Annotated in this window: 14 protein-coding genes; 8 read left to right on the forward strand and 6 right to left on the reverse strand. The window is 35.2% G+C overall.

All coding sequences use genetic code 11. From position 1 onward, the window contains the following. Position 1: 1 nt before the first annotated feature. Together ACJ004_RS21660 and ACJ004_RS21665 are read right to left on the reverse strand one after the other, a co-directional pair. Entirely contained in the window at positions 2-901 is a 900-nt protein-coding gene (locus ACJ004_RS21660; RefSeq protein WP_410895213.1) for an ABC transporter ATP-binding protein, read from the reverse strand. Further along, complete coding sequence (locus ACJ004_RS21665; RefSeq protein WP_410895214.1) at positions 898-1,137, reverse strand: PLDc N-terminal domain-containing protein; 240 nt, start codon at positions 1,135-1,137, stop codon at positions 898-900. Before ACJ004_RS21665 ends, ACJ004_RS21660 begins: the two co-directional genes overlap by 4 nt. Positions 1,138-1,265: 128 nt before the next feature. Here ACJ004_RS21665 and ACJ004_RS21670 point away from each other — a divergent pair, with 128 nt between their 5' ends. Continuing rightward, positions 1,266-1,805: a transcriptional regulator gene (locus tag ACJ004_RS21670; protein WP_410895215.1), complete on the forward strand. Its 540-nt coding sequence runs from the start codon at positions 1,266-1,268 to the stop codon at positions 1,803-1,805. Positions 1,806-1,881: 76 nt separating this feature from the next. Here ACJ004_RS21670 and ACJ004_RS21675 read toward each other — a convergent pair whose 3' ends face one another. Beyond that, on the reverse strand, positions 1,882-2,898 hold the full coding sequence (locus tag ACJ004_RS21675) for a TDT family transporter (protein ID WP_410895216.1): 1,017 nt from the start codon (positions 2,896-2,898) through the stop codon (positions 1,882-1,884). Between the two features lie 339 nt (positions 2,899-3,237). Here ACJ004_RS21675 and ACJ004_RS21680 point away from each other — a divergent pair, with 339 nt between their 5' ends. Further along, on the forward strand, positions 3,238-3,612 hold the full coding sequence (locus ACJ004_RS21680; protein WP_410895217.1) for a globin domain-containing protein: 375 nt from the start codon (positions 3,238-3,240) through the stop codon (positions 3,610-3,612). A gap of 181 nt (positions 3,613-3,793) precedes the next feature. On the opposite strand, the gene ACJ004_RS21685 is transcribed toward ACJ004_RS21680, so the two are convergent. Next, complete coding sequence (locus ACJ004_RS21685) at positions 3,794-4,492, reverse strand: thiamine pyrophosphate-dependent enzyme (RefSeq protein ID WP_410895218.1); 699 nt, start codon at positions 4,490-4,492, stop codon at positions 3,794-3,796. Further along, positions 4,489-5,460: a thiamine pyrophosphate-binding protein gene (locus tag ACJ004_RS21690; RefSeq protein WP_410895219.1), complete on the reverse strand. Its 972-nt coding sequence runs from the start codon at positions 5,458-5,460 to the stop codon at positions 4,489-4,491. Before ACJ004_RS21690 ends, ACJ004_RS21685 begins: the two co-directional genes overlap by 4 nt. Positions 5,461-5,808: 348 nt before the next feature. Here ACJ004_RS21690 and ACJ004_RS21695 point away from each other — a divergent pair, with 348 nt between their 5' ends. The 6 genes from ACJ004_RS21695 (at position 5,809) to ACJ004_RS21720 (ending at position 11,829) form a co-directional block, all read left to right on the forward strand. Continuing rightward, the gene (locus tag ACJ004_RS21695; RefSeq protein WP_410895220.1) at positions 5,809-6,615 is read left to right on the forward strand and encodes an RQC-minor-1 family DNA-binding protein; all 807 of its coding nucleotides are present in this window, start codon (positions 5,809-5,811) and stop codon (positions 6,613-6,615) included. 59 nt (positions 6,616-6,674) lie between these two features. Next, the gene (locus tag ACJ004_RS21700; RefSeq protein WP_410895221.1) at positions 6,675-7,220 is read left to right on the forward strand and encodes an HD domain-containing protein; all 546 of its coding nucleotides are present in this window, start codon (positions 6,675-6,677) and stop codon (positions 7,218-7,220) included. A gap of 95 nt (positions 7,221-7,315) precedes the next feature. Then, entirely contained in the window at positions 7,316-8,080 is a 765-nt protein-coding gene (locus ACJ004_RS21705; RefSeq protein WP_410895222.1) for a GNAT family N-acetyltransferase, read from the forward strand. Positions 8,081-8,349: 269 nt separating this feature from the next. Next, positions 8,350-9,042, forward strand: coding sequence for a response regulator transcription factor (locus tag ACJ004_RS21710; protein WP_410895223.1), 693 nt, complete (start codon positions 8,350-8,352; stop codon positions 9,040-9,042). Further along, entirely contained in the window at positions 9,020-11,263 is a 2,244-nt protein-coding gene (locus ACJ004_RS21715; RefSeq protein WP_410895224.1) for a sensor histidine kinase, read from the forward strand. Before ACJ004_RS21710 ends, ACJ004_RS21715 begins: the two co-directional genes overlap by 23 nt. 56 nt (positions 11,264-11,319) lie before the next feature. After that, positions 11,320-11,829: an RNA polymerase sigma factor gene (locus ACJ004_RS21720; RefSeq protein ID WP_410895225.1), complete on the forward strand. Its 510-nt coding sequence runs from the start codon at positions 11,320-11,322 to the stop codon at positions 11,827-11,829. 111 nt (positions 11,830-11,940) lie between these two features. Here ACJ004_RS21720 and ACJ004_RS21725 read toward each other — a convergent pair whose 3' ends face one another. Further along, positions 11,941-13,083 carry an SLC13 family permease gene (locus ACJ004_RS21725; RefSeq protein WP_410895226.1) on the reverse strand — a complete coding sequence of 381 codons (1,143 nt, stop codon included), beginning with the start codon at positions 13,081-13,083 and terminating at the stop codon, positions 11,941-11,943. Between the last annotated feature and the right edge of the window lie 176 nt (positions 13,084-13,259).

Here is a 13,259-nt window from a genome sequence, read left to right on the forward strand (position 1 = left end):
TTTACACCACCAATTTTAAGAAGATCTCTTCTAAAGTATCGTTATTGATTTCAAATTTTACGATGTCCACTTCATGCGATAGGGCATTTATCAGTAACATATCTTTGTTTTTTTGGATGTTTTCAACTTTTATTTTGACATTATTCCCAATGACCTCTACTTCCTTTACATAAGGTAATTTTTTTATAACGTCAATCCATTTATGATCCTTCGATGAGACTACCACGTTTAACTTATTTTCGTTATTTCGGTTTAACAGTTCGATGATTGTTGTATCTTCAATTTTTATTCCATTTTTTATTATTACAAATCGTTCACATATTTCTTCTGCATCGCTCAATATATGGGTCGATAATAAAATTGTTGTATCTTTTTTTATTTCTTCAATTAGGTTTAACACTTCTCTTCGGCCAATTGGGTCTAAAGCTGAAACTGGTTCGTCCATAACAATAAGAGAAGGCTTATGCAGTAGTGCTTGCGCAATACCGAGTCTCTGCTTCATTCCACCGGAAAATGTGCCAACTTTTGAATTTTCTTCATCTTTTAGTCCAACTTTTGTCAGAATCTCAGGTATCAAGTTTGTTAATTCTTCTTTTAGCAATCCAGAAAGTTGACCCATAAAGGTAAGTGTTTCTTTCGCTGTCATCCAATGAAAAAAGTTAGGGTACTGTGGCAAGTAACCAATTTCATGTTTCATTTTTGATATTTTTTTCCCATTCAGCAAAACTTCGCCTGAATTTGCATTGATAATATCTGAAATAACTTTTATTAAAGTGGATTTACCTGCCCCGTTTGGTCCGATCAATCCGACGCATTCTCCCGATTTAAGTTCCATCGAGAAATTATTGACTGCAATTTTTCCTTTAAATTTTTTTGTAACATTATTGATTTCTAGTTTCATATTCTCTCACAATCCTTTCTTCCTATAACAAAGTACAGAATTGGTCCAATCGTATTGGCAAAAAGAATAACAAGAATCCATGGGAGAACATTTTTTCTCGTTTTTCTATTTCGATATAAATCAATTAATGCAATTAAAACTAATAGAGTACTTACTACAATAACTGGCATGATAATTGGTAGAAAAGCCATAAAATCAATGTCCTTTATATCGCTCGGCCCATAATGTAGTTTCATTTTTTAGATCATTCCTTTCTAATTCATTATCATTATCGATAATGATAACGTAATTGTTGTCGAGTTGCAACCATCAGTCTCATTATTTATAATGAGAATTAAAATTAAACAATAAATGAGGTGATATTGTGAGTAATAAAGTTGAAATTATTATGCATCCAGTAAGAATGAAAATTTGCCAAGCATTAATGAGAAATAAAGAAAATGGGCTAACACCCAGAGAAATGGTGAAAATCATTAAAGATGTACCTCAAGCAACTCTTTATAGACATATACAAATCATGATGGATGCAGGTATTATTCACGTTATTAATGAAAAAAAGGTGAAGTCTGTTTCTGAAAAATATTATGCTTTAAACGAAGAAGTAGCAAGAATCGATACAGAGGAATGGAAAAAAGCTTCTTATGATGAAAAATTAAACTATTTTTCATCTTACCAATTATTACTTATGACTCAATATCAAAGTTTTCTTAAGAAATTAGGAGAACAAGACGGTCAAGAGGACCGTTCTTCTTTTTCTGTAGTAGAATTAAAGTTAGATGAGGAGCACTTTATACAATTTCAAAATGAATTAAACGAATTAATGACTAAATACTATCATTCTACGAGCAACGAAAAAGATGCTCTAGTTCGAACAATCGCTGTTACAATTATTCCAGAAACTTAAAAGACTGTTGCGTTGAGATAAGGCCATAAGTACCGTGACTTCCTGGTCTCTTTTAAACTTCAAAAAAGCTCCCCATTTAAAATGGAGAGCTTACTTCGTTTTCTTTAACAATTTCTCTGGATGAATTTTTATAGGTTTTTATACCATCACTAAAACTAAGCATTAGTTCAAACATTAGAAGAAGCATAACTACCCACACACCCACGTTTAAGATCGTGTCAATTACAAATGATCCAATGAATAAATGGGTATGGATAAGGGATGTAAAAGTATAAAACATTGCAAAAGTAAAAACTCTACTCCACTGTGTGACATCATAAATAAAGATCCCATTTTTAAAGCCAAAGTTTTTAATCCGTTTAAAAAGCCTATAAACCTCAATAGTCTCAACAGTAATGAAAATAATGAAGGCAGCTCTCCATATCAATCTTATAATTTCAATATTAATGATGCCCGTGACTAAACAGGCAATCCCGGAAATAGATAACGCCCCATGTATAATACAGTTCGTATTGTTCCAATCCATTTCAATGGACCAAGAATCTTTTATGTATCTATATAAAATAAAGAAAACACATACAAGATAAAAACAAAACCCGATGATTAATAAAGATAGGTTGAAAATAGCTGGAAGTTCTTTGAAAACTGTGTTAAGTAAAAGGACAATTGATTGTGTGCTTACAGTAGTTAGTAGAAGAATTCCGTGAACATTCCGATATGATTTTGTCCGACATATTTCTATAAAAGTTTTTACACTTACCCAAATATAAAAGATCCATAGGACAATATTAATTAAAGCAATAATCACTGAAATAAATCCCCATTGGAAAAATTGTTTATAAAATAAGATGCCGCTGATAGATGTACCAGCAACCCATGTGCCAATCCCAAAACGGTTGATCCGGTTGGAATAATGGATGTCTTTAAATTTTCCATCCAAGCTCGCAATGAACAAAGATAAAATAAAGGCAAACCAAAGGGAAAGGTTAATAATACTTAGAATTTTCCCGAAAATGTGTTGGAAAAATTGGGTTCCCAAGTAGTTTAATAGAACTCCCTGTGTAACAATTCCAATTGCCATTACAATGGCCATGGTTGAAGTCCGAATATATATTTTTTTAAAAGTGAAAAACAAAATAATACAAACAATAAGGAAAATCAATATCAATAAATAAACCACATTTATCACCGTTATAATTTTAGATATTTAGTAAGTATAACATTAAGAGACCACAGGGAACCCGAAAAAATTACAATTTTATAAAACCTATTTAAAAGACCTGGTTTAAATGAATGTGAATGATATAATTTAAAATCCATTACTCATTCCAGCCAACAAACTGCTTATCATTTACTAAGAAACCACTTAATGTGATTTTGCTCACAATACTATTTTGATATTTTCACTATAATGATAGTGGAAATTAAACACTTGAAAAAGAGGGAATTAATGATGACGATTGCATTAGATCAGAAAAAGGTTAATGAGCTGGTAGACCGATTCTATGATAAGCTCCTAAAGGATCCCTACTATATTACCATGTTTAAAGATAGAAACGTGGATATTGAATTGCTCAAAGATCGACAAAGAGTCTTTATAAACCGCCTAGTTACTGAAGGAACGGCAGTGGACCAAGATAAGCAGGCATCACAGGTTAAACAAAGACATCCATTTCAAATTTCTCCAGAAAGAGCCGAGATATGGTTTCAAACATTGAAAGATGCCATGTATGAAATGGATTTGGATGTAACTTTAAAGGATAGACTGATAGAGAAAGTAGACTTTTTATTAAATAAGATCATATAAATCGGCATTTAAAATATTAAAGCGCAAGGAATGATTTAGTTACAATCGTCACCTGCGCTTTTGTTTTAGAAATGAGTGAAATGAAAAGAAGGTGGATTTTTTCACCTTCTTAGTAGTTTGTAAATTTACATGTTAAGTTCGTTAAAACCATTTAAAAAGAATAATGGTTTGGCGTCTTGAATTATCGAGATAGGATAGTCTGATGGTTGTTATGGTTTGGCGGTACCATCGGATAGACGTTTTCTTCTTCCATTATATTAAACTCCATGAGAACTGGGCCAGTATGCTTAAATGCATCTGAAATGATTTGCTGGGCTGCTTCTTTGGTTTTAGCGCAAAATCCTGCTACACCGTAGGCTTGAGCCAATTGTGCGAAATTTGGTGAAGTCATTTTCACTTGCGAGTAACGTCGGTGGTAAAATAGTTCCTGCCATTGGCGCACCATTCCAAGACAGCCATTATTTAAGATCGCAATTTTTAGTGGCAGTTGATATTTCACAGCCGTGATTAATTCCTGAAGATTCATCTGAAAACTACCATCACCTGAGACACAAATAACAAACTTTCCCGGACAAGCTGCCGCTGCACCAATCGCCGCAGGCAGTCCGTAGCCCATGGTCCCCAAGCCGCCGGATGTAATCAGAGTCCGAGGCCGGGTATAAGCATAATGATGAGCGGTCCATATTTGATGTTGACCCACATCCGTTACGACAATGGTATCCTTTGTGGAATAGTCACTTAACAGCCGAATTACCGTCTGAGGGTTTAGCACACTGTTGGATTGATCAAACCGAGGGACAGTCCGTTTCCATTCCACCACCTCGTTTGTCCAACTTCCTGAATTGACCTTAACTTTTTGATAGTCTAATTGATTTTTCAATGAAAGTAGAAACTCTTTTGCATGCCGACAATCGGCAAGTCTACATGGATGATTTTATTGATTTCGGCAGGGTCTATATCCACATGAATCTTTTTCGACGCAGGAGAAAAACCACTGATTCTTCCTGTCACACGATCACTGAAACGAACCCCAATACTAATCAAAAGGTCACAATGATGTACGGCTTTATTAGCCGCAAACGTCCCGTGCATTCCAAGCATCCCCAGGTACAACGGGTTCTTTGCTTCCATAGAACCAATTCCCAAAAAAGAGCTGACAACGGGTATTCGAGTGTGCTGAACAACTTCTCTTAAAAAATCGGAAGCCCCTGAAGCAATGACCCCGCCCCCAATGAAAATTACAGGCTTTTTTGCTGACTCAATTAAACACTTGGCCATTTTCACCGAATGTTCATGACTCTGCCTTTTCGTTTGTGAGCGGACTAAACTTTGGTTCTGCGGAGCGTGCATGTCGGGATGTGATGTAAGTTCAAGCAAAACAGGTCCAGGTCTCCCATTCGTAGCAATCGTTAAGGCATTTTTGAGAGCATCTCGAATGCCTTCAATAGTACTTATTTTTAATGTGTGTTTTGTAATAGCCATGGTAAGTCCTGAAGTATTTAATTCATGAAATGCTTCTTGATTGGAATGGAGCAGATTATTCTGTATTTGTCCTGTGATGATGACTAACGGTACCGAGTCACTATAAGCAGTGGCGATTCCTGTAATGCTATTGGTTATTCCTGAAGCAGTTGTAAGTAGGATGACACCAGGTTTGCCAGTAGCGCGCGCGAAACCATCTGCAGCATGAACCGCAGCTTGCTCATGTTGCATCCGAACATAACGAATATTTGAGTCTTTCGTTAGCAAAAACTCTTGATCCTCACAGCCAAAAAAGCAGGTCACTCCTAGCGAATCTAATGAATGTAAACACACTTCCACATTTGAAAACTCTTTTAGTCTTATCATTCCTTCACCTGGTTTCTCTTTTTAAAGAATATTCTAAATTATTAAGAATTATTTGTATGTGAAATATATCATGTTTCTAATTGTTCACATAATTGTCAAATTTCCATTCGCACCTTGCCTTTTATTCTTCACCTCTTTGGAAGTGATGTGTAAATTACTAATTAGTGAAGCACCAGTCATTTGCTGAGACTTAATTTAACTTGAATTGTTAAAAGTTGTATTGTAGTAAATGGAAACAGGGACACTTGAAGTAGGAGTGGAACAGTTTAATGTCAAGAATTGGTTTTAAGCCCATTATCAAGGTGCTATACTACTAATAGATTGAGTTTTAATAAATGAGGGATGACGATGGTTAAAAAAGGTAAAAAAGTGGAATATGAGCTTAATCCAAACGGAATTAAGTCTTTAACGGACAATGAAATTAAAACCATTTTGCGTGGGGCTGATGATTTAATCATGAGTGGCGGCCGCGCTTTGCTTTCCAAAATTCTAGGTGGGTCAAAAGATAAAAAGTTAATAGAACTAGAATTGAACTATAGTCCTGTATACGGAGCATTTAAAGGAGTTTCACAAAAAGAGATTCTCTCAAAAATAGACTGGATGATTCTTCATGATTATTTAGTCATCGAATATAATGGCAGACTCCCATTGCTTTGCTATACGGATAAAGGCTGGGATATTGAACGCGAGACCTATGCCGATGAATTATTCGAAAAGCTAATTGATGCTGCTGAAAATAGAACGTATGAGTTTGTTGAAACATTAAAAGACCGGAACCGCGGCTTGATTTTTCTTTTATTAGATAAGATTGCAGATTCAGGCAATAAAGAGTTAATTACTATCTTGAATGCGTGGCAAATGCTTGAATATAAAAAAGTCAAGGTAAAAATCCAAGAAGTTATCGATCGGCTGGAAAAAGTAAAAGAAAGAACCGAAAAAATACATAATCAGGATCCGATCTCTTTTTCAGCCAATAAAAAATGGCTTTCGATTCCTGTAGAAATCCGGAGAAAATTAGAAAAAAATGTTTGGTGTAGTTCTTGTCGTGATGTTGTGAAAATTGAAAGATATACAGTCAAAGAATGTTCAACTGGAATTGTATTGGAAGGAAAATGTCAAAAGTGTGGTCATGACGTGGCAAGAGTTATTGACTAAAATAACGATACTAGACACCCTTCTGCAAGTGATTTGATTGATAATATGGGGGTAATGAAATGTTCATCATTCAACAGGCCATTAATTTTGCAGCCAAAGCACACAAAAACCAGTATAGAAAATCTTCTGACATTCCATATATTACACATCCCTTTGCAGTGGGAATGCTTTTGCAGGCAGCCAATTGTAGGGATGATGTGATTGCTGCGGGCATTCTTCATGACACCCTTGAGGACACGTCTACCACCTATGAGGAACTGACAGAACAATTTGGTATTCACATTGCTAATTTGGTCCGTGCCGCATCTGAACACGATAAAAGTTTACCCTGGACTGTAAGAAAACAACATACAATTGATAGGTTAAAAGATGCAAATATCGAAGAAATCCAAGTGATTACTGCTGACAAATTTCATAACTTGAATACCATCAAAGATGATCTTGAAATTATCGGAGAAAAAGTATGGGAGCGTTTCAACCGTGGGAAGCAGGATCAGCACTGGTATTATGCTAGCATTGTTAAAGAGTTAGCACCTAGAAAAAGTGAATTTAAGCTCATTCCGGAGTTAGAAAAAGTGGTAATAGAAGTCTTTGGATTAATGTAAGTCATGACAGGTGAAGAAATATCACCGCGACTTTTGTATTCTTAAGAGAGCGATTATAGAATACCAGAAGTAACTGAGAGGAGAAATTATCAGTAATGGATATAACATTTGAACATATATTTAGACTTGGTAATGTCGTATTTGAAAATAATTTATACAGACAGATCCATTATCCTGAAATGTTAACTAGGTACGATAGTAATTTTATTGAGTTTAAAAAAATTCCAACTTTGAGTGAATTTAAAAGTGCTGAAGGCTACTTAAGAAGTTTCCATTTAAAACATGGTCAAAACCACGTAAAGTTTTATTTTCCAGAGAATGAAAAACCTATAGTGGAACTGATTGATTACCTAAATCATTCAGGCTATAATATTGGTTTTCTCGAACTTTACACGATTCAACCTAATCAATTTCCTATAGTGCAAGAAAATCCAGATATTGAGATTTATCCTGTGACTGATAAGAATCTGGAGACTTTTCTTAAATACCAATACCAGCAAGATCTAGAGTATGGAAGTGAATTTGCCAATCAAAAGCAACAATTGCATAAACGAAATTTTGAAAATCCGAATATATTACAGCTGCTTGCAACTTATAAAGGGAAACCAGCAGGTTCAGTAGATATTATTATCACGAAAGATACCGCAGAAATTGATGGTTTAGTTGTGGATGAGAACTTTCAGAAAAAAGGAATTGGAAGCAGGTTGCAGAAATTTGCGATGGAACAATTTTTTAATAAAACCATTATTTTAGTAGCAGATGGTGAAGATACCCCCAGAGACATGTATAGAAAACAAAACTATCAGTATCATGGTTTTAAATATCACGTCAATAAAGTATGTATCCCTGAATCCAATTAAGGATAGGGGATTTTTGTTTGTCCTGACAAATGGAATAACGCCTTTTAATTCCTCATCTTCAAATTTATAGGTTAATTTCTCCAAAATCCCCCAATCGCTTTACCATCTAATATAAAATAAAAATATTAATAGATTGGGATTCCCTGATTATTTTTTAAGGAAAAATATAAAAATATTAAGAAATTCTTAAGGATTATTGTAAACGAATGTTAAGATTTTCCGTTTACTATTAAAGTAATGAGAGCTGGCTGCTAGAAAGTAGGGGGAAAATGGAGAATTACTTTGTGCTGGTTGTAGATGATGAGAGGGAAATTCGCGACGCTATTGAAATTTATTTGAAAAATGAAGGGGTCACGGTATTAAAAGCCAAAGATGGGATTGAAGCATTAGAAATATTAAATGAACACCCAGTCCATCTGATTATTTTAGATATTATGATGCCGAGGCTTGATGGCATTTCTGCTACATATAAAATTCGCGAGAAGAAAAACATTCCTATCATTATTTTAAGTGCAAAAAGTGAAGATACGGATAAGATATTAGGACTTCAGGTGGGAGCGGATGATTATGTGACAAAGCCGTTCAATCCGATGGAGCTCGTTGCCCGCGTGAAATCTCAATTGAGAAGGTATGTAACCTTTGGCACCTTTGAAGGGTTAAAAAAAGTGATTGATTTAAATGGTCTCACCATAGACCAATCAGCAAAAGAAGTGACAGTCCATGGCGAGCCGGTGAAGCTTACGCCAATTGAATATAAAATTGTAGAACTGCTAATGACAAACGCAGGCCGGGTGTTTTCTATTCATGAAATCTATGAACGGGTATGGAAAGAACCGTGCTATAATGCGGAAAATACAGTGGCGGTCCACATCCGGAAAATTCGTGAAAAAATTGAAATTGATGCGAAAAATCCAAGATATTTAAAGGTGGTGTGGGGAATTGGCTACAAAATGGAGAAGTAGAACAATCTTTGCAACTTGGACTTTACTATTAACTTTTGGTCTAAGTGGTCTATTTGCATTTTTAATACACGGGAGCAATTACCTTCATCGGGACTATTTCCATACTCCTCAATTTCAAAGCGAACTCGATGCATTCGCAGGGTATTTAAGTGTGTTCGAGCTATATGATCTTCCATTGGATGAAGCCAAAAAAACGATAACAGTTACAAAAGACGAGATTATTGAGCATCGGTATCGATATGGAAATCTCCCTGATCAAATCGAGAACATAGAAGCTCAATATGAGGCACAAATTCAGGAGAATTTGAACGTAAATAATCAAGAAGCAGCGGATGCTTTAACTGCCGAAAGGGATTCAAAAATTGAAGATATTAAAAAAAATTTCAAAAGTGATGAGTATATTCGACCTAAGGTAATAAAGGAAAAAGAAAAGAGAATAGAAGAATACTATAAGGAAAGAGAGAATAATCGCTCTGTTTTCTTAAGGTACAAAGATACATTTAGTTACTATTATAAGAATAGTGCAACAGGTAAAGTCTATACAAATCTTAATCTACCAGAAGATCAATCCGTAAATGACGTGATGAACCCTATAAATATGCGATTTGTCACAAGCTTTCAAATCTCAAGAGATTATGCCATTAATTATGGAATCCCAGGATATGAAGGTCTAATCAATTCAATCATTCCTAAAACGAGTGGGGTGTTTGAAGGTCAAATTGGTATACCTAATTCCTTATCCCTATCAAATTCAATCATGAGTGAATCTGAAAACTACAAACAGGTGCGAATCATCTTATTGGTTTTTTCCATGGCCGGCGTACTCGCCTTAATTCTATGTTTTTTTCTAGGAAAAAAATCGAAAGGTATTTTATTTATAACTGAAAAATGCAGGCCCTTTTATAACAAGCTTCCCATTGATGTAAGAGTAATCCTTTTTATAGCCGTTGCCATTGGAATGTTTAGCTCTATCTATGTTGTTAGCGACCAAATCATATATGTAGTGCAAAATCCCTTTAATGTTGTAGAAATGTTTATTGTTTTGGCTATGGCATCATGTTTCTGGGGTCTTACTTATGTGCAGTGGAAATGCCTTGTTCTGGAATTAAAGGATTGGCAAAATGTAAAAAAGGCATGGGAAAAAGGGCTCTTTTATAAAGCAGGAAAAGGTACTAAGCTGTTCTTTAATAGAGGAAAGCAAAGCTTAAATGAAGCTTTCTTGAATCAAAGTACTGGCACACAGTTTTTTATTGTCTTAGCTATTTTCTTTGGTCTAGGGTTAGCGGCCCTCATGATTTTTGTACATCCTGTTTTCCTTCTGTTATATATGATCCTTCTTGGAGCTATCGGGATTCCAATTGTGATGACCCTGGTGAATAGAATTGGCTATTTTAACCAAATTGTGAAAAAAACGAATGAATTGGCACTAGGAAATCTAGGAGAGGACCTAGAGGTTTCCGGGAGCTCTGTATTGGCAACGCTCACTGCCAATATTAATGTGTTAAAGCAAGGAGTAAAAACATCGCAGAGTCAACAGGCAAAGAGTGAACGTCTAAAAACCGAGTTAATTACAAATGTAAGCCATGATTTGCGGACACCGCTAACCTCCATCATTACGTATACCGAGTTATTAAAAACAGAAGATTTGTCAAGTGAGGACAGGGCTGCTTATCTTGAAATTATTGATCGGAAATCAAAGCGGTTAAAGGTGTTAATTGAGGATTTATTCGAAGTGTCAAAAATGGCCAGCGGAAATATTGAATTGGTAAAGGAACGAGTCGATCTTGTCCAGTTATTACAACAAGCTCTAGCCGAATATGATGAAACGATAAACGAATCCAGTCTGCAGTTCCGGGTTAACAACAGCATGAAGTCCGTTTACTCCCTTGTAGATGGACAAAAGCTTTGGCGAGTCTTTGATAACCTAATTGGAAATATCCTTAAATATTCACTAGACCACTCTCGTGTCTTTATTACTATATCAACTTTAAATGAACAAGCGATCATTATGTTTAAAAATGTATCAAAATATGAATTAAGCGATAATAGTGACGAGCTTTTTGAAAGGTTCAAACGTGGGGATACATCGCGGCATACGGAGGGCTCTGGACTTGGACTTGCCATTGCGAAATCAATCATCGACCTCCATGATGGCCGTCTTGAAATCGAGACGGATGGTGATTTGTTTAAGGTAATTATTTCTTTGAAGTTAGAAGAATAGCGAATCATTTATTTCTTACAGCTCATTTGATAAGGGAAAGATTGGAGTGATCTAGCTTGATTGATTTTTCTGAGATATATAGCTTGTTTTATAAACGTCTGTTTCATATTGGATATTCCATTACAGGAGATTTACATTTGGCAGAGGATGTCGTTCAAGAAACCTTTATAAAAGCGATGAAAAAGGTTGAAACGATAGAAGCAGAATGCAAAATTGGTGCTTGGCTATCCGTCATTGCAACTAGAACAGCGATTGATTTTGTCCGTATCGAGAGGAAAAAAAAGGGGATACCAATGGATATGGAAATGCTTGAATGCTTAGGGAAAATAATGAAGCAAAATGTGGAAGAGGAAGTGGAAATAGGACTTTTGATGGAGCAAGTGCATGGTGCTATAAGGAATCTAACAATTGAATATCAGGACGTACTTATGCTCAAGTTAGGCAATGGATTAAAAGAAAATGAAATAGCCTACGTCCTTGATTTAAAGCTCAGTACTGTTAAAACAAGAATTTACAGAGCGAGGAAACAACTTAGACTACTTTTTCTTGATCAGATTGGTGCATAACCTTAATGAAAGAAATGAAAGAGTGCCAGGCACCTTCCAATTCTATGGCTGGTGCATGGATCTTTTATATTTCAAAATGGAATCATCGTCCTCTTCTGAACACGGTCATTATTAGAATATTTTCAAGATAAAGTACTGAATCAAAGTTAAAAAAGCTAAAAAAGTAAAGTTATAGAGACTAAATTTGATTAAAAATTCTTTACTCTTCTTTGGATTCGCCTGAATAAATAGTTTGTAAGAAATTACACTGGCCAACGATGCAATAATTGTCCCTAGTCCCCCAATATTCACACCCAATAATAAAGGTTTCCAATCCGTTGTGAATTCTGCTAGTAAGATCGAAGCAGGGAAGTTACTGATAAATTGGCTTAATAAAATCGAACTGAAATAGACGGAAGTAGTGTCTTTCAGATTTGCACTCGCAAATGCTTGTAAAGTATTCGAATTGGATACATTTCCAATAAAAATAAAAAAACAGATAAACGTTAAAAGCAGCAGATAATCGATCTTTATTAATAATTTTACATTTAAAATGATCACGGTCATTAATGTAACCACGAAGGAAGCTAGGTAACTCACCATGCCAAAAATAGAAGCGATGATTATTGCTAGTAATAATCCCCAGACTGCTGGTTTTTTCCAATCATTTATTGGAAGTGGAGTCAGGACAACTTTCAATTCTTTTTTATGCATCCTCTTAATAAGGAAATATAAAGAACTAATCCCAAGGACTGCAACGAATATGACATTTGAAAAAAAGGGCATTGGCTTAATCCCATAATGAGAATAGATAAACAAATTTTGCGGATTTCCCATTGGCGTGAAGCTGCTTCCAATATTGGCTGCAATGGTTTGAAGGATAATTGTCTCCATCATGGGCATTTTTGTCTTCCTACTGACAACAAGGGTCAAGGGGACAAAAGTAAGCAGTGCCACATCGTTCGTGACAAACATAGAGCTAAAAAAACATAACAAAATCAGTATCGCTGAAACGGATCTACTATTATTACATTTATTAATGATGGCAATAGCGAATTTGTCTAGGAATCTAAGTTCTTCCAAAGCCTTAATGGTAAGCAAAAGGCTAAATAAACAGATAAGCACTTGAAAATTTATATAATCCATTTTGGGAGAATGAATCAAACAGCTTGTAGCGGCTAATATAAGTGACACGGTAAAGACAATGTCTTTTTTTAGAAAACCAAATTTCAGTTTAAATCTTTTGTTTTCTTTAATTAATACAGATTCTTTCATAGTGCACCACCGGAGGAAGATAGAATTTAACAACTATATGATTCTACCATGTACATGTTGGGTTGGAAATAATGTTGTTAATTTTCCGCTTTTAAACCCTCTAAATAGTCCTGGCACTTCTTTGTATTTATGGAAGGATTTTGTCTAATTGGAACCTATAGAAAATGAAAACTTGC

It is taken from the genome of Neobacillus sp. 204, assembly GCF_046562815.1.
GTDB lineage: Bacteria > Bacillota > Bacilli > Bacillales > Cytobacillaceae > Neobacillus.